Below are 16545 nucleotides of genomic sequence, written 5' to 3'. Positions count from 1 at the left end.
GGGCAGCTTCACCACTCATCCCGTCCTCGCGGCCCCATCCGTACCAGATGGATGTCCGACGGACCAAAAGGACCGATTTTTTTCATGAATATCCTAGTTGCCGGTGCGACCGGTGCAGTGGGCCGAATCCTCGTTCCGATGCTGCTGGACGGAGGACATCAGGTCACAGGGATCTCTCGCACCCCCGAGGGGACCGAGCGAGTACGGCGTCAGGGCGCATCAGGCGTTCAAGCGGACGCATTCGACAGGGACGGTCTGCGACAGGTGGTGGCAGCGACCGCACCGGATGCGGTGATCCATCAGCTCACCGCCCTGCCGGACGCGGACCGGGAGACGACCAACCGGTTACGCCGGGAGGGCACCCGCAATCTGGTGGACGCGGCCAAGTCCGCCGGAGTGAAAAGAATCGTCGCCCAGTCGATCTCCTGGGCGTACGCGCCGGGGGAAACCCCGGCAGACGAGACCGTACCGCTGGACCTCGGGGCGCCCGAGCCACGAGGAGGGATGGTGGACGGCATCCAGGCACTGGAGGAGACTGCGGCCGACATGGAGACTGCGGTGGCGCTGCGCTACGGCATCCTGTACGGCCCGGGCACCTGGTACGCACCAGGCGGTGCCGTGGCCGCAGCCCTGGCCGGTGATCCGAACGCGCGTCTCCTGGCGAACCTCGAGGCGGATCTCTCGGTGACGTCTTTCGTGCACGTTGCCGATGCCGCGAGGGCCACCGTTGCCGCCCTCGATTGGCCGTCCGGGCCCGTCAACATCGTGGACGACGAGCCGGCACAGGGCCGTCAGTGGCTGCCGGTCCTGGCCGCCGCTCTCGGTGTGCCCGCGCCCGAGGCGCGGGAAGGACGACAGAGCTGGGCCAGGGGCGCGTCCAACGAGCTGGCCCGCTCCCGGGGATGGGAACCCGAGCAGGCGACGTGGCGGTACGGCTTCGCCACACAAGGAGTCTGACGCAAGTGGGATCGCCCCCGACCTCCGGCCGGGGCATCCCGCAGAGGGCCGCCAGACCTTCAACGACGAGCGCCACCGGGCGCCGAATCCCCTGCTCGAGCACCATCAACAGCCTTGGCTGCCCGGAACGGGCAGGTCGTCAGGTGACCAGTCATCGAGCCCGGAACTGCGACCGGCAGCCAGCACCCCACATCCGCCACGACCAACGGCTTTCCGACATGGCGGGCGGCAACCACGCTTCTGCGCGCTCTCCTCGTGCTGACGAACGCCGAGGTCCACCGCTGACGGACGATCACCTCCTACCGATCACACCCCCGACCGGCACGACCATCCCAACCGCGACTCACACGCTATATCTCGACATGGGTGCCGGCCAAGCCCGATCGATAAGGAGACGCGATGGTCAGCGTCGATCCGCATGTAGGCCGGCCTGGGCGCCGTCGCCGACCTGGGCTTCGTCGACCTGGACGACGCGGACCGCCAGACGGACGACCGTGGCGGCGCCAAGCGGGGCCGCGAGCAGGTCCGCCGTCAGTTCGTGCTGCCAGAGCAGGTGATAGAACACCGGCAGCACTGCCAGCCGGTCCCCGATCCGCTCGGTGCCCGCGAGAAGCAGTTGCGGTTCGGTGAACACCTCCCGCAGTTGGTTCGCCACCGACGTTCGGTGGCAGCGCGGATGGTGGTAGCGCGCCAGCCGGCGCAAATTCGCCCGGAAGGGCTGGTCCAGGTCCCCGACCAACCGGAACTGCCGGGCAGCGGTCGCGCAGATCCGCGCGGTGACCGCGCAGACCTCGGCAGCCTCCTCGTCGACCAGGCTCTGGGGCCGGACATCGACGACCACGCCGGTGCCGCCGGTGAAGTTCCTCTGTCCCTTGAAGGCGGTGAACTTCCGGGCTGGCGAGGAAAATTCGAAGGACTCGCCCCAGCAGCGAGCCAGCGGACCAAGCCGCACGGCTCCGCCGCGTCGACGAACCCCACCTGGACGTCCGACGCGTACTCCCAGGCGGGTATCGCCTTCGCGGGATCGCCCACGAGCACCTCCCCGCCGCCCTTGCCTCTGCACTGCGAGGGAGGAACACCCAGCGGGATCCCGTGCCCCGGACGCGGAAGGCGTCACCCCAACGAGCGACATTTCTGCGAGAGTCGATGCCGGTCGCTGCTTGACTCGGTCCGGTTCGAAGTCACGCGTCTCGGTCGGCTTCCTGAGCTGCACGCTCCAGCCGGCTTCGATGGTTCTCCCACCACGCCGAGTCGCCCGGCGGCATGTTGTCGTTGCCCTTGTTCATCCCGGCGGCACCGTCTATGAGCTCCCGGAGGATATCGGCGTGCCCGGCGTGCCGGTGCGTATCAGCGATCACTCGCACTACGGCATGATGCAACGTCACCTCGTCCCTGCCGTTGGGCCACCACGGCACCCTGCCGGTCGTGTCAAGCGCCAGCGCGTCGATTGTCGCGTCCGCGTGCGCCCACGTCCGGCGATAAAGTTCCACGATGTACTCGCGTGACTCATCGGCGGTGGCCCACATATCCGCGTTGGGCTCAGCACCGTCATCAAGCCAGGGCAGCGGCTCGCCGGACGGCCGTCCGAAGGTGTCGCCGAGGTAGCCCAGTTCCACACTGGCCACGTGTTTCACCAGGCCCAGGAGGTTCGTGCCGGTCGGCGTCAGCGGGCGGCGGATGTCGTACTCCGAGAGCCCTTCGAGCTTCCACAGCAGGGCATCACGGGCAGACTGCAAGTAAAAGTGTAGGTCAGCCTTGGCGTCCGATGCGGTCATGGGACCAGTCTGCCGCCCGCGCGATCTTTGTCCACCGCCTTTTCCACCGCTCGCGGCGAACCAGATCATCTGACACGAGGATCACAGCGAGCGCATCGGGGAATCGGTCACAGGCGAGACGCATCCCCGCGTGACCACTACGAACCCTGACGGGCCGAGAGCATGAAGGACGGATACAGACCAGTCGAACAATGATCTCTACCAGTACCGGGGCCGTGCCTGGGCTCCTCCTACGGCTGGAGAGGGTCGGGACACGAGCCGTCCGACTGCGTCATCGTCCATCCGTCCCCGAGCACACGGACGCTCGTGTGCTCGGGGGAGCGTTGTGCAACGACGGGAGGAGCCGCAGGGGCGCCGTCCCGATTCGCGTCCGCGGGCAGCGCGGCAAACGGCAGAGTCACGCGAGCCACCGTGCACGCCAACTGGCGCATGGCCAGGTGGCTGAGGGGAGGGACATCTTTGGGGAGCTGGATGGAGAAGGTGTGGTCGCTGCCGATCGCCACGTCCGGTGTATCCGTCAGGCGGGGCAGCTCCGTGGTAGCCGTCACGGCCTCGCTCGTGGTCGGTCCGCCGAACAGCAAGCGCACGACGGCCCCGAAGTCCGCAGGGTCGCCGATCTTGCGGGGATAGGTCGTCAGATCACCGTTGTGCAGGAAATAGAGGGGGATGAATGCCCGTCGGCGTTCACCCGCTGGAACACCGCAGCGCGCTGGGTTCGTACGGACCGGCGCAGTTCCGGGCTCAGCTTGTCGAAGGCGTCACTCGGCGCGTCGGCGCGGAGGCTGCCGTACGTGGCCAGTACCTGCCAGCCCTGTGACTGGTTGGCGTGGAGCACCTGGTCCACCGCCGCCTGCAACTGCGACCGGCTTGGCGCCAGGGGAGCTGGTGGTCGGGGCCATTGGTATCGCCAACGTGACGCTGGTGGCGGTCATGGAGCGGAGCGGGGAGATCGGACTGCGCCGCGCCCTCGGCGTCTCGCGACGACAGGTCGCCGGCCAGTTCCTGGTGGAGTCGACGACCATCGGACTCCTCGGCGGCGTCATCGGCGCCGTCCTGGGCATGGTCGTCGTGGTGGCCGTCTCCGCCATCAGGGACTGGACTCCGGTCCTGGACGTCCGTCTCGCTTTCGGAGCCCCGGTCGCCGGAGCCCTCGTCGGACTCCTGGCCCGTCTCTACCCATCACTGCGGGCCTCCCGCATGGAGCCCGTCGACGCTCTGCGCTCCTAAGGGCTGTCCCGCAATCCCTGGTGGATCAGCGCGCGGCGTCAGATGCGGTGCATCGCAAGGCGGAGGAGCATCCTCATACTGGGCGTATTCGGGCGTTCCGACAACGCGGCGAGGTGCCGTAGCTGTCGTCGCGCGCCCGCCGGGGATTACGGGACAGCCCTTAGGCCGTCCCGACTCGCACCAAAACTGAGGCGCACAACCGGCCGCTCTCTCGACGACGTTCGAGCCAGCCTGGCTGAAGTGGGTGAAGAACCGCTCGTTCCGCGGCTGCATCCGCAGGCCCATGGGAAGTCCTGGACCGCCGGCATCGCCGTTCGCGGCGCGTCACCGCTTCGGCAGGAGCTTGTCCGTCCGCAGCGGACGACGAAAGGCAAGACAAAGGCAAGGAGGTTACGCACTCCTTGCCACTCTCAAGGTATAGCGCACTGGGGGGCTTACGGCAAGGCCCCGGTCGTGCCGCAGAATGGTCGGCCAAGGCCAGAACCTGCGGAAATGACAGATTCGCGAAGTGCGTGTGTTGTTGTCGACGTATGGGTTGCGCGGGACGTCGAACCGCCGGTGGGACTCGCGGCGCTGTTGCGGGGACTCGGCGCGGAGACGCGGGTGTGCGTGCCGCCGGACTGCGCGGAGCGGCTGGCCGAAATCCAATCTCGTTGAATGGGCGTTTTGATGATTGACGTGATCGTGGTCGGCGGCGGACCGACCGGCTTGATGCTGGCCGGTGAGTTGCGGCTGTCCGGAGTGCACGTGGTCGTGGTGGAGAAGTTGACCGAGCCGACCGGGCAGTCCCGCGGGCGCGGTCTGCACGTGCGCAGCGTCGAAGTGATGGACCAGCGCGGTCTGCTGGACCGATTCCTCGCGGTCAGCGAGAAGTTCCAGGTCGGCGGTTTCTTCGGCGGCATCCACAAGCCGTGGCCGGACCGGTTGGACACGGCGCACCCGTACGGCCTCTCCACCCTGCAGCCGGTCACCGAGCGGCTGCTCCACGAGCGTGCCCTCGAACTCGGTGCCGAAATCCGGCGCGGCTGCGAAGTGGTCGGACTGAGCCAGGACGAGGACGGGGTGACCGTCGAGCTGGCGGACGGCACGCACCTGCGCTCGCGCTACCTCGTCGGGTGCGACGGCGGGCGCAGTGAGGTGCGCAAGGGACTCGGCGTCGCTTTCCCCGGCGAGCCCGCCAAGGTCGGGACGATGCTGGGTGATATGGAGGTGACCGAGGATCCGGTGACGGTTGCCGCCATCGTCGCGGAAGTCCGCAAGACCCAACTGCGGTTCGGCACCATCCCCAACGGGGACGGGACGTACCGCATCATCGTGCCCGCCGACGGCGTGGCCGAGGAGCGTGCGACCGCGCCGACACTCGAGGAGTTCAAGCAGCAGCTGCGGACGTTCGCGGGCACCGACTTCGGCGTGCACTCGCCGCGCTGGCTGTCCCGGTTCGGCGACGCCACCCGGCAGGCGGAGCGCTACCGGGTCGGCCGGGTGCTGCTGGCCGGCGACGCGGCGCACATTCACCCGCCGGTCGGCGGGCAGGGGCTCAACCTCGGCGTGCAGGACGCGTTCAACCTCGGCTGGAAACTGGCCGCCGCGGTCAACGGCTGGGCACCGGAGGGGTTGCTGGACAGCTACCACGCCGAACGGCACCCGGTGGGCGCCCGCGTGCTGGACAACACCCGCGCGCAGATCACGCTGCTGGGGACCGATCCGGGTGCGACCGCCCTGCGGGAGCTGTTCTCGAAGCTGATGGACTTCGAGGAGGTGAACCGGTACGTGACCGGGATCATCACCGCGGTCGGGGTCTGCTACGACTTCGGCGAGGGGCATGAACTGCTCGGCAAGCGGATGCGCGACATCGGCTTGAAGCGGGGGCGCCTCTACGAGCTGATGCACGGCGGCCGCGGGCTGTTGCTCGACCAGACCGGCCGGCTCTCGGTGGCGGGCTGGGCAGATCGGGTCGACCACGTCGTCGACGTCAGCGAGGAACTGGACGCGCCCGCGGTGCTGTTGCGGCCGGACGGCCACGTGGCGTGGGTGGGTGAAGATCAGCAGGATCTGCTCAGCCAGCTGCCCAAGTGGTTCGGCGCTGCCATCAGCTGAGCGCGCAGTTGTGGCTCGAAAGGGCGGGATCTGTCTCCCGTCGAGTTCGGCGCGGTCCGGTGCAGTAGCCCGCCAGCTCGAAGCCCCCACGAAGTACGCCGACCCCAGCAAAATCAACCTCGTCGGGATTTCCTGATCCGTAGTTGAGGACGTTCCGAGGTAGCGGGTGCTTCCCGGGGTGTCCGAGTACTGGATCGTGACATCTGGTCCTGGTGCTGGGGTGGCGGCGAGCGTCACCACCGTCAGCTGGAGGGCCAACTGAATCGCTGAGTCACAGTGCCTCAGTTGGCACCTGAGCACTTCAGTCGGCACCTTGCGCTTGAGTTTGCGCGGGGTACTCCTGCACGTCGCTGTTCTGGTGTTTTCCTCGTCTCTGAGCTCTGCGGGGATGCTTCCATCGGAAACCTGAGGTCCAGCCATATTCATGTGCGAGCGGCGGCTGACCTCCTCGGCCGGCTGCTGGCCGAGGAGGTCAGCCGCCGCGCTTCAGGCGTACGACGACGGGGGCGCCGAAAGGGTCGCCGGACTGGTTGACCTGGACGTGTCCGGCGCCCAGCCACTCGTCGGTGCCGGGCACCCGGTGGATCTCCTTCAGCCACAGCGACTGGTTCGACCCCTTGCGGGCACCGGTCGACAGAGGCAGGCGGCGGCGCTTGATCTTCACGCACCGGCCGTCGTCGGCCAGGTACCAGTTGCCGTCGAGGAACAGGCCCTCGTCGTCCTGACTCATCGGGGTCCGCACAGCGCACCCGCCGGGCGCGCGCTCCTGCTCGACCCACTTCGAGCCGTCCCAGCGGAGCCGGATGTACTCGTCCGCGGGTTCGTTCTCGACCTCGCCGTGGTTGAAGGTGTTGTTGCCGTACGCGCGCACCTCACCGCTGTCGAGCACGAAGACCTGGCCGAGGCCGGCGCTGGGCTCCGGCGGGATCGGCTTCTCGAAGCGTGCCTGTGGAGTCTCCACCGACTTCCAGGACGTACCGTCCCAGTGCATCGAGGCGGGCTGGCCGTACCGCTCGCCGTAGCTCAGCTCGGTGCCCGGCCCGGTCGAGCGGCTGCCGACCGCCCAGACGTCGTCCGGTCCCACCACCGCGAGGTCGGAGGCGCCATACGGCAGCCGGGTCGTGGTCCAGCGGGTGCCGTCCCAGTGCTGGGCGGTCTGCTCGCCGTCGCGGGCCCAGATGTCGTCCGGGCCCGCGGCCTCGAAGTCCCCGACATTGCCCGGCGGGGGGTTCGGCACCGCGGACCAGCGGGTGCCGTCCCACCTAGCCCAGGGGTTCACGCCGGCGCCCTCTTCATAGGTCTGCGGCCGCAGCCACAGGGCTTCCTCGCCGACCTCTTCGAGCACGGGCGGGTAGTCGGTGGTGCCGAGAGCTTCGGGAAGGGGCTCGCGCTTCCACTGCGTACCGTCGTAGTGCAGCAGGTGGGCGTTGGACTCGCCGTTGTTCTCGGTCCCGACCGCCCAGATGTCGTCCTCGGCCAGGACGGCGACATCGGTGAGCTCTCCGCTGAAGTCCGCGATGTGTTCGAAGTCCCAAGTGAGGGAGCCCGCAGGGGCCTTCGGCGGGGCGTCCTTGCCGTCGGAGTCCGCCGTGTCGGCGGAGCCCGTGGTCCGGGAGCCGGTCGGCTCGGAGTCCGTGCCGCACCCCGCAGCCGTGAGCACAGTGGCCAGCACGGCGACGGCCGCTATGCCCCTGTGCCTGATTCCCGCAGCTCTGCGCATGATCGCTCCCCCTTGTCGCTCCTCCTCGGAGCTGTTCTCAGCGAGCGGGCAGCGTACCCCCGGTCGGCCGGTGCCGCGTGCTTGGGCGGGGGAACGGCTGAGTCGCTGAAGCCGCACTCGCGCAGCTTGCGCCAGACGCCGTCGGCGCAAGCTGCTCGTCGAGGGCGAGAGTCCAAGTGCTGACGGCGGGGTCGTCGCCGAGGGCAGGGTGATCCCGCCGATCGGTGACCAGGACTGTGTCACGATGCCGAACTGGGCGTGCACCTCGCGCAGCTCCCGCTGGATGAAGTACGGGTGCAGCTCGACCTGGTTCACCGCCGGCACCACGTCGGTGCGGTCCATGAGGGTGCGCAGGAGCCCGGGGGTGTGGTTGGAGACGCCGATCGCCCGCACCCGGCCGTCGGCCAATAGCTTTTCGGCGGCCTTGTACGAGGCCACCCAGGCGTCCTGCGCGAACGGGACCGGCTGGTGCAGCAGATACAGGTCGAGGTAGTCGAGAGCGAGGTTGGCGAGGCTGGTGTCGAAGGCGCGCAGGGCCGAGTCGTAGCCGTAGTCGGTCAGCCACAGCTTGGTCGTGACGAAGAGTTCTCCGCGGTCGACGCCGGAGCGGACGATGCCCTCGCCGACCTGCTTCTCGTTGCCGTAGGCGGCCGCGGTGTCGATCAGGCGGTAGCCGTTCTCGATCGCGGTCGTGACCGCGGGGATGGTCTCCTCGGGCGTGCTCTGGTAGACGTCGAGGCCGAAGGCGGGCATCTCGACGCTATTGTTCAGCGTCAGGAGCGGGCTGGGTCCAGTCATGGGGACTTCCTTGTGAGAGTGCTTGTCGGGGGACTGCAACGTGCTTCTGCTGACTTGCTGATGACCTGCGTGGACTACTCGGAGCCGGTGACCTGAGCCCCAGCTTCGGTCTCGACGATGTCCTTGAGCTGCGTGATCGCGCTCATGACGTTGGGCCAGCCGGCGTAGAAGGCCAGGTGAGTGATGGCCTCGGCCAGCTCGTCCTGGCTCAGCCCGTTCTCCAGCGCCCTGCGCGGATGGGAGCCGAGCTGCTCCGTGCGGTACAGCGCCGCCAGCGTGGCGACGGTGATGAGGCTGTGGTCGCGCGGGGGCAGACCGGGACGCTCCCAGACGTCGCCGAACAGCACTTCATCGGTCAGCTCGTCGAGCTTCGGGGCGAAGTCGCCGATCAGCTTCTGGACCGGAGTCAGCTACTCGGCCATGGGTGGTGCTCCCTGCGTGGCTGATGAGCGGGGACGGGGACGGTGCGCGTGGTGACCGGAGCGGGTCAGTTGTGGTCGATCATGTCCATGTGGTCCTTGCTGAGGCGGTCGCCGACGGCCGGGGTGAGGTTGTCGAGCTTCTGGAGCACCTCGCCGGACAGCGTGATGCCGTCGGCCGCGGTGTTCTCCTCCACGCGGGCCACGCGCCGGGTGCCGGGGATGGGGGCGATGTCGTCGCCCTGGGCCACCAGCCAGGCCAGGCACAGCTGCGCCGGCGTGATGCCGACCTCGACGGCGATGGCCTTGACCTCGTCGGCGACGCGCAGGTTCTGCTGGAAGTACTCGGGGTTGTTGAAGCGCGGCATAGTGGCGCGCAGGTCGACCTCGGGGTCGAACCAGTCCGTCGTACGGAACCCGCCCGCCAGGAAGCCGTGACCCAGCGGTGCCCAGGGCACGAAGCCGATACCCAGCTCCCGCGTCACCGGCAGGATCTCCTGCTCCGGGTCGCGGAACCACAGGGAGTACTCGGTCTGCACCGCGGTCAGCGGGTGGACGGCGTGGGCGCGACGAATAGTGCCGGGCCCGGCCTCCGACAGGCCGAGGTGGCGGACCTTGCCCTCCTTGACCAGCTCGGCCATGGCACCGACGGTCTCCTCGATGGGCGTGGCCGGGTCGACCAGGTGCTGGTAGTACAGGTCGATGTAGTCGGTGCCGAGCCGCTTCAGCGAGCCCTCGACCGCGGCCTTGGCGTTGGCCGCGCTGCTGTCGAAACCCTCACGTCGGTGTGCGAGATGAAGCCGAAGTTCGATGTCAGCACCACCTGGTCGCGGCGGCCCTTCAGGGCCTTGCCGAGGAGCTCCTCGTTGAGGAAGGGACCGTACGCCTCGGCGCTGTCAATGTGCGTGACGCCCAGGTCGAGCGCCCGGTGGATGGCGCGGATGCCTTCCTCGTCGTCGGCGTTCGCGCCGGTGTAGAGCGCGTTGATGGGCATCGCGCCCATACCGATCTGAGTGACGTCCAGATCTCCGCCGAGCTTGATGTGCTTCATGGTGATGCTCCGTGTTTCTCAGGTGTCTGCGGGTGCCGCTTGTGCTGGGAAGGGATCTCCAACAACATCGACTCTCGCCCCTTCGCTCGCTGCGTGGCAGGCCGGGCTGTGCCGGGGAGCGCTGTTCCGGGATGGGACAGGGCCCCCATGCGCCTGCCGCGCAGGTCATGGCACCCGCCAGACTGGAAGCATGAAGAGTGAGCAGCAGAACGGGACCGAGCTGGGTCGCTTCCTGCGCGCCCGCCGGGCCGGCGTGACCCCAAGGAGGTTGGCCTGACGGCCGGCGTCGCCCTTCGCCGTACGCCCGGGTTGCGCCGCGAAGAACCGGCCACCCTGGCCGGGATCAGCGTCGACTACTACGTCCGCCCGGAACGTGGCAAGGAAACCCGCCCCAGCCCGTCCGTCGTCGACGCCCCCGACCTCGCCCAGCGCCGGCGAACTCCTGCTCAACAGACCGGAGTTCGCCCGCCTCTGGGAACGCTACGCCGTGAAGGGCAACACCCACGGCCGCAAGACGTTCCACCACCCCGAGGTCGGCGACCTCACCCTCGGCTACCAGTCCATGGAACTGGAAGGCACCCCCGGGCACTGTCCATCACCTACTGCGCCAAACCCGGCACCCCCGAACAAGACGATCATCCTCCTGGACCTGATCGCGCACGAGCACCCCTCCAACAAGGCGGCACCAAGCGGCGGGGCATCGACCAACCCGCACTCGCGGCTCCGGCGCCATTGACCAGCAGCCCGCGAGACAGGAGGCGCATGTCCCGCCGGGCTGGTCGCTGTCATGGCGTCACGGGGTCACGGGGTCACGAAGACCTTCAGAGCCTCGCGCTGATCCATCGCCCGGTAGCCCTCGGGCACCTGGTCGAGGGACACCGTGCGGTCGAAGACGCGTCCGGGCTCGACGGCGCCGTCCAGGACGGCGGGCAGCAGCTCGTCGATATAGGCACGCACCGGGGCCGGGCCACCGGTCAGCGTGATGTTCGGGCCGAACAGGCTGCCAAAGCCGATCGGGGCGTCCTCGTACTGTGGGACGCCGACTCGGCTGATCACGCCGCCGGGGCGGACCGCACCGACGGCCATCTCGTAGGCGGGCATGTGGCCCACAGCCTCCAGGACGGCGCGGCTGCCCTGGCCGGCGGTCAGGTCGCGGAGCTTGGCGATGCCCTCCTCTCCGCGCTCGGGGATGACGTCGGTGGCACCGAAGTGGCGGCCGAGGTCGGTGCGGTCCTTGTGGCGGCCCATGAGAATGATCCGCTCCGCGCCGAGTTGCTTGGCCGACAGCACGGCGAGCAGGCCGACGGCACCGTCGCCGATGACGGTGACCGTGTCACCGCGGGTGACGCGGGCCTGCTTTGCGGCGTGGTAGCCGGTGCCGTAGACGTCGGCCAGGGTCAGGAGGGAGGGCAGCAGCGCCGAGTCCTCGCCCACTGGCAGCTTCACCAGGGTGCCCTGGGCCTGCGGGACACGGACCGCCTCGGCCTGGCCGCCGCCGACTCCGCCGGCGGCGTAGAACCCGCCGTTGGGGCAGGAGGTGTGCAGGCCCTCCCGGCACAGCTCGCAGGTGTTGTCCGCGAAGGCGAACGGGGAGACCACCAGGTCACCGCGCTTGAACCCGGACACCTCGGAGCCGAGCTCCTCCACGACACCGAGGAACTCGTGCCCCATTGGAACCGGACCGTCCGAGGCCGACATGGTGTGGTACGGGTGCAGGTCACTGCCGCATACGCAACTACGCACGATGCGCACAACCGCGTCGGTGGACTGCTCGATGACCGGGTCCAGCGCGTCCTGGACGCGCACGTCACCGGCTTCGTACATGATTGCTGCCCGCACGGGGACATCTCGCTTTCTGCGTAATGAAAAAGAAAAACACTGGCCTGCGGATAAGGCGGATCGCCAAAGCCACAGGTCAGGGCACGATCAGGACGAGCTTCCCGTGCGCCTGGTGGGAACGCAGCCGCACCGCGGCCCGGGCCGCGGTGTCGAAGGTGAGGGCGCCGTCGATGAGCGGGCGGACCCGACCGTCGGCGACCGCGGGCAGAAGCTGCTCACCGGCGGCGGCGATGATCGCGCCGAGTTCGGTGGCACGGGTGAAGCCGAAGGACACCCCGCGCAGCCGCATGTGCCGGTAGGACGGGGTGTCGAGGTTGATGGTCGACTCCGCAGTGTCCAATCGGCCGATGTTGATCACCGCGCCGTCGATCCGGGCAGCGGGCAGGCAGTCGGCGAACGTCTGCCCGCCAACATGGTCCAGTACCAACTCCACGCCCTGGCCGCCGGTCGCCGCCAGCACCGCCACGCCGTCGCCCACAGCCACGATCTCTCCGGCGAACTCGAAACCGGCCTGGTACTTCTTGCCTGTGTCGCCGGCCGTCGGATCAGCGTCGGCGAGCATGGCTGCGTCGGCGTTGTTCAGCGCCACGGCGCGGGCGCGCACCAGCACCTGCCCCGGACCGGCCTTAGGTACCGGGACCTCGCAGGACTCCCAGTCAGGGCCGGTGCCGCCGAACAGCGCGGTCATCGTCGCGGGCATGGGTGTTCCTCCAGGGGCCAGGGGGTTCTCGCCCGGTGCACGGGCAGTACGGGCGGTCAGTGGCTGCGGGTGTGTGGGCCGCTGTACTGCTCGTCGGTGACTTTCTCCAGCCAGGTGGTCTCCGGCCGGTCGTCGCCCGGGCCTTCCCACATCGCCAGGTGCTGCATGAACCGGTCCTCGGTGGCGCCGTGCCAGTGCTCCTCGCCGGGCGGGCACGTCACGGTCTCGCCGGGGTGGGCTTCGAAGATCGTGCCGTCGCGGGCGCCGATCAGGGCGATGCCCGCCACGACGTGCAGGGTCTGCCCGACGGCATGGTGGTGCCATGCCGTGCGCGCACCCGGGGAGTAGCGCACCATGTTGGCGCGCATCCGTGACGGTTCCTGGCCGGCATGGATCACGTCGAACCACACGTCCCCGGTGAACCAGTTCTCGGGGGCCTTCGTGGTGGGCTGGGGCTTCACAAACTCCATGGGTATCCTTCTCCTTCGCGGTTCCACGGCCTCAGTGCCGGGACCGGCTGTCAGTTCTCGGGCGAGTCCGTGCTGCCGACGATGTCTTTGAGTCGGCCAAGCGCGCTCATGGCGTTGGGCCATCCGGCGTAGAACGCCAGGTGCGTGAGCGCCTCCACCAGCTCCTCGCGGCTCAGCCCGTTCTTCACGGCCAGCCGCAGGTGAAACCCGAGCTGGTCGGTGCGGTACAGCGCCGCCAGCGTGGTCACGGTGATCAGGCTGCGGTCCCGCGGCGAAAGCCCCGGGCGCTCCCACACATCTCCGAACAACACGTCGTCGGTGAGCGACACCATCTTCGGCGCGAGCTCACCGAGTGCCTTCTGCGCCGCGGATTCCTTTTCCGGCACGACACCACTCCTCTCACTTCAAAGGGCAACCGGGACACCATTTGGCGGACGAGCCGCAGCGGGTTTCCGGTGCCGTGGCTTCAAAACTTGCACCCGCCCCCGCGCCCGCAAAGGGGAGAGTTTCTTCCTGGGAGGAAAACATCCTGGGAGAAAACTCTCCCCCCCAACGGCCAGGCAGCGGGTGCCAGACTGTCGGCATGAGTCCCGACGCACACCTCAACGAACTGGGCGATTTCCTCAAAGCCCGCCGAGCCGAACTCAGCCCCCGCACCGTCGGCCTGCCCGACAGCGCGGGCCCCCGCAGGGTCGCGGGCCCCCCCAGGGTCGCGGGACTGCGCCGGGAAGAAGTCGCCCAGCTGACCGCGATCTCCACCGACTACTACACCCGTCTGGAGCAGGGCCGCATCCAGGCTTCCGCTCCGGTCCTGCACGCGCTCGCCCAGGCCCTGCACCTGGACAACGACCAGCGCGTCTACCTCTTCGGTCTCGCTGGAAAAGAAACCGCGCGTCCCCGGCGGCGGGCACGGCAGAAAGTCCAGCCGCAATTGCAACGACTCCTTGATGACCTCACCGCCACACACGGCGCAGAGGCGAGCGCAGGCCCGGCAGCAGCGTAAGCGCGGCGCACAAAGCCTACGAGGTCCTGTCCGATGGATCGTATGACCTCTTGCCTGCGGATCGCTTCGGTGGACATGGGACGGGGTGATCTGTCGGATGAAGAGTTGCCACGGCTGGAGTACGCTCCTCGGCGGTTACGACGGTCTCTTCCTGGTTCTTGCCGGGTGCTCTCCGGCGGCTGCCGCTCTTACGGCGGCAAGGGGAACTCGTAAATCAACTGCGCAGCTTCCCCGTTCACCCGCAATCACTGGGTCTGACCTGGCACGCTTGCGGTCGTGACCTATGTCGTAACCGTGGAAACGCGTACTCCCGAGGGCGCTCCGGAGCTGGACGAACTGCATCGTGTGGGGGCCATCGCACTCTTGCAGCAGGGCCTCGATTCCGTGGCGGCGATCGAGGGGCCCGACGGCATCGAGGTGGACCTCCGCGACTCCATCGTGGCGGTCCACCCCGGCGGCGCGATTCTGACGGTGTTCGTCGACGCACCGACTCTGGAGTTCGCCGAGGACGCGATCGGCTCCGTGATGGAAGAGGTGCTGGAACGCTCGGAGTTGTTGGCCGAGTGGATCGTCGAGAGCAGCGAGGTGAAGCTGCATACCGACTTGGCCCGGGAGAGCCTTGAAGCCGCCGAGGGGCCCGATGCCCCACCGAGCGATCCCGAGGTTCGTCGCGCTCACCACACAGCGCCTGCCGGTGAATCCGTCGATCACGCGCCGGACACGGAGAAACACGAAGCGGATATCCGAGTCCTGGCTGCCCGCCTGTACGCCTTCACGCCGGTCTCCTTCGGCGTCGTCGACCCCGATGAGAGGGAGGACGGTGACGACGAGTTCAGCATCACGCCCGAGAACGCCGAGCTTGCCGCAGGCGCCCTGGTCCACGGTGCGGAAGTTCTCATCGACGAGCTGTTCGAGGACGTACAGACCCTCGCCGAGGAGAAAAGCAACGTCGCCGACTGCGGAGGCCCCCTGTGGCTCCTCGATGACTTGCCCTCTCGCTACGCCCTTCAATACGACGAACTCTTCGCGCGCCGGTTCCTGGTTACGGCGATCGCTCTCACCACCCGATTCACGGACGGCAGCTTTCAGCAGCTGGGCTGCCTCGCAGAGGAGCTGGTACTCAAGCTGCTGCTGGAGCAGGCACAGGTCACCCTCGACCTGTACGGACTGCTCGACGACGGCGTTTCTGCGGCACTTGATTCCTTCGCCGACGGGGTCTACGAAGACATGGACTTCGAGTGGCTCTACGACGATTCCGTGGACGGCATCGACGAGGACCCTGCGGTGGAGCCCCTTGGCATCACTCCCATGGGGATCGGATCCTGGTTCACGCCCTTCAACGACGGGCGGTACGTCCATCCCTACGCAGCCGACGAGCCCTCGGACGAAACCGCTACCGCGTGAATCCCAGGGGGATGTCACCGACACCCCTCCGAACACATGATCGCCCCGAGGGGAAGGCGGAGATCCTCGCCTCCCTTTGATCAGGCATCCGACGCCGGCATTCCGTACGGGGGAACAAGCTGACGCCGGCCCGGAAGTCGAGGGAACCCCTCCAGCCGCTCGCCGCCGAGATCGGTGGCGAGCGCCGTGCCCTGCAGGTGTCGTGAGGGTGAGAGCGCGCCGCAAGCTCATGGCCCTCGCCACGAGCCCGGTCGCCCGATGCGCGTTGGTGTTCGACAGCATCGTCTCAAGGGCTTCTGCGGCGCCCTCTAGATATTCGACAGCAGCCGGGTCATGGCGAGGTCGCGACGGCGGCCACTCAGGTCGTGACGTGGTTGTCCCAGGCGAGTAGGACCCGCAGGGCCGTGGTGTCCGGAGCGTCATCGACGGCCGCGTCGATCGCGGCGTCCATCCGCTCCTCCCAATCCTCGGGCAGAGCGAGCCCTGGTTGTCCTGACCAGGAGACGTCCGGGCGGGCCAAGCCCTCGGCGATCAAGTGGAGGTGGACGAGCCCAGCCACTGAGTCCCACACCGCGGGCCGGATGAAGTTCCGGGCCGATCGGCCGGTCAGTCGGGCGGCCTGCGCGGGCTTGGGCAGGCGGTCCGCGATCGCCATCCACAACAAGCCGCCGTCGATGGCATCGAGGACGTCTTCCAGGCCGGGCAGTCCTGGATCGATCTCCGAGACGGTGCTGCTGTCGGAGGCTGCGACGCCGGCCGGCGCCGACTCGGCGACAACAACAGCGGCCGCACCCTGCGATGAGGGTTCCGGTGCTGCGCCGCCCGCCGTAGTGACGGACGCGGGCGCGGTGCGCAGCGCGCGTCTGACCGCCATCTGCAGCGGCTCGGCCCAGCCCCGGGCATCGACCACGGCTCTCACCATGACCAGGTCGGGCCAGTCGAGGCGCTGTATCGCCGAGACCTAGTGTCCTGCGTCGTAGATTCGTTGAGTAAGTAGACTGTCTTCATGGCGAAGATGGGGCGGCCGATGGCCGAGCTGGCGTTGACCGATGACGAGCGCGAGACGCTGGTGCGCTGGTCGCGGC

13 protein-coding genes and 4 pseudogenes are annotated in these 16545 nt (G+C 68.3%); 6 read left to right on the top strand and 11 right to left on the bottom strand.

The features are described from left to right. Window positions 1-51: 51 nt before the first annotated feature. Window positions 52-957: an NAD(P)-dependent oxidoreductase gene (locus tag ABZV38_RS32070; protein WP_356331950.1), complete on the top strand. Its 906-nt coding sequence runs from the start codon at window positions 52-54 to the stop codon at window positions 955-957. A 403-nt stretch (window positions 958-1360) separates the two neighbouring features. On the opposite strand, the gene ABZV38_RS32065 is transcribed toward ABZV38_RS32070, so the two are convergent. The 3 genes from ABZV38_RS32065 to ABZV38_RS32055 all read right to left on the bottom strand — a co-directional run bounded on the left by ABZV38_RS32065 (window position 1361) and on the right by ABZV38_RS32055 (window position 3576). Next, on the bottom strand, window positions 1361-1909 hold the full coding sequence (locus ABZV38_RS32065; protein ID WP_356331949.1) for a TnsA-like heteromeric transposase endonuclease subunit: 549 nt from the start codon (window positions 1907-1909) through the stop codon (window positions 1361-1363). A gap of 229 nt (window positions 1910-2138) precedes the next feature. Next, a complete protein-coding gene (locus tag ABZV38_RS32060) occupies window positions 2139-2732 on the bottom strand; it encodes a DinB family protein (protein ID WP_356331948.1) in 594 nt (197 codons plus the stop codon). A 634-nt stretch (window positions 2733-3366) separates the two neighbouring features. Continuing rightward, on the bottom strand, window positions 3367-3576 hold the full coding sequence (locus tag ABZV38_RS32055; RefSeq protein WP_356331947.1) for a hypothetical protein: 210 nt from the start codon (window positions 3574-3576) through the stop codon (window positions 3367-3369). Between the two features lie 38 nt (window positions 3577-3614). Between ABZV38_RS32055 and ABZV38_RS32050 the strand changes: the two are divergent. Together ABZV38_RS32050 and rox are read left to right on the top strand one after the other, a co-directional pair. Further along, window positions 3615-3959 (top strand): annotated as a pseudogene (locus tag ABZV38_RS32050) (ABC transporter permease); the annotation flags it as partial. 669 nt (window positions 3960-4628) lie between these two features. Beyond that, entirely contained in the window at window positions 4629-6056 is a 1428-nt protein-coding gene (rox, locus tag ABZV38_RS32045) for a rifampin monooxygenase (protein WP_356331946.1), read from the top strand. Window positions 6057-6528: 472 nt separating this feature from the next. Here rox and ABZV38_RS32040 read toward each other — a convergent pair whose 3' ends face one another. The 3 genes and pseudogenes from ABZV38_RS32040 to ABZV38_RS32030 form a co-directional block, all read right to left on the bottom strand. Next, window positions 6529-8574, bottom strand: a complete 2046-nt coding sequence (locus tag ABZV38_RS32040; RefSeq protein ID WP_356331945.1) for an aldo/keto reductase — start codon at window positions 8572-8574, stop codon at window positions 6529-6531. Window positions 8575-8648: 74 nt separating this feature from the next. Next, entirely contained in the window at window positions 8649-8984 is a 336-nt protein-coding gene (locus tag ABZV38_RS32035; protein WP_356331961.1) for a carboxymuconolactone decarboxylase family protein, read from the bottom strand. 77 nt (window positions 8985-9061) lie between these two features. Continuing rightward, window positions 9062-10044 (bottom strand): annotated as a pseudogene (locus ABZV38_RS32030) (aldo/keto reductase). 190 nt (window positions 10045-10234) lie between these two features. Here ABZV38_RS32030 and ABZV38_RS32025 point away from each other — a divergent pair. Then, window positions 10235-10780 (top strand): annotated as a pseudogene (locus tag ABZV38_RS32025) (helix-turn-helix domain-containing protein). A 65-nt stretch (window positions 10781-10845) separates the two neighbouring features. Here the strand turns inward: ABZV38_RS32025 and ABZV38_RS32020 are convergent. From ABZV38_RS32020 to ABZV38_RS32005, 4 genes are all read right to left on the bottom strand, one after another. Next, window positions 10846-11883 carry an alcohol dehydrogenase catalytic domain-containing protein gene (locus tag ABZV38_RS32020; protein ID WP_356331944.1) on the bottom strand — a complete coding sequence of 346 codons (1038 nt, stop codon included), beginning with the start codon at window positions 11881-11883 and terminating at the stop codon, window positions 10846-10848. Between the two features lie 76 nt (window positions 11884-11959). Next, the gene (locus ABZV38_RS32015) at window positions 11960-12583 is read right to left on the bottom strand and encodes a zinc-binding dehydrogenase (RefSeq protein ID WP_356331943.1); all 624 of its coding nucleotides are present in this window, start codon (window positions 12581-12583) and stop codon (window positions 11960-11962) included. Window positions 12584-12639: 56 nt separating this feature from the next. Next, window positions 12640-13053, bottom strand: a complete 414-nt coding sequence (locus ABZV38_RS32010; protein ID WP_356331942.1) for a cupin domain-containing protein — start codon at window positions 13051-13053, stop codon at window positions 12640-12642. A gap of 50 nt (window positions 13054-13103) precedes the next feature. Continuing rightward, entirely contained in the window at window positions 13104-13439 is a 336-nt protein-coding gene (locus ABZV38_RS32005) for a carboxymuconolactone decarboxylase family protein (protein WP_356331941.1), read from the bottom strand. A gap of 197 nt (window positions 13440-13636) precedes the next feature. Between ABZV38_RS32005 and ABZV38_RS32000 the strand changes: the two are divergent. Both ABZV38_RS32000 and ABZV38_RS31995 read left to right on the top strand, forming a co-directional pair. Then, window positions 13637-14017, top strand: a pseudogene (locus tag ABZV38_RS32000) (helix-turn-helix transcriptional regulator); the annotation flags it as partial. Window positions 14018-14332: 315 nt separating this feature from the next. Next, entirely contained in the window at window positions 14333-15460 is a 1128-nt protein-coding gene (locus ABZV38_RS31995) for a hypothetical protein (RefSeq protein WP_356331940.1), read from the top strand. Window positions 15461-15818: 358 nt separating this feature from the next. On the opposite strand, the gene ABZV38_RS31990 is transcribed toward ABZV38_RS31995, so the two are convergent. Beyond that, window positions 15819-16370, bottom strand: coding sequence for a hypothetical protein (locus tag ABZV38_RS31990; protein ID WP_356331939.1), 552 nt, complete (start codon window positions 16368-16370; stop codon window positions 15819-15821). Window positions 16371-16545: the final 175 nt, after the last annotated feature.

It is taken from the genome of Streptomyces sp. NPDC005181 (genome assembly GCF_040608395.1).
In the GTDB taxonomy this organism is placed as follows: Bacteria; Actinomycetota; Actinomycetes; order Streptomycetales; family Streptomycetaceae; genus Streptomyces.
This window is presented reverse-complemented; position numbering and strand designations above follow the sequence as displayed.

Bases quoted from the DNA above. Each gene is read 5' to 3' on its own strand.
- ABZV38_RS32070 (WP_356331950.1), top strand. From the start codon at position 52: ATGTCCGACGGACCAAAAGGACCGATTTTTTTCATGAATATCCTAGTT.
- ABZV38_RS32060 (WP_356331948.1), bottom strand. From the start codon at position 2,732: ATGACCGCATCGGACGCCAAGGCTGACCTACACTTTTACTTGCAGTCT.
- rox (WP_356331946.1), top strand. From the start codon at position 4,629: ATGATTGACGTGATCGTGGTCGGCGGCGGACCGACCGGCTTGATGCTG.
- ABZV38_RS32040 (WP_356331945.1), bottom strand. From the start codon at position 8,574: ATGACTGGACCCAGCCCGCTCCTGACGCTGAACAATAGCGTCGAGATG.
- ABZV38_RS32015 (WP_356331943.1), bottom strand. From the start codon at position 12,583: ATGCCCGCGACGATGACCGCGCTGTTCGGCGGCACCGGCCCTGACTGG.
- ABZV38_RS32010 (WP_356331942.1), bottom strand. From the start codon at position 13,053: ATGGAGTTTGTGAAGCCCCAGCCCACCACGAAGGCCCCCGAGAACTGG.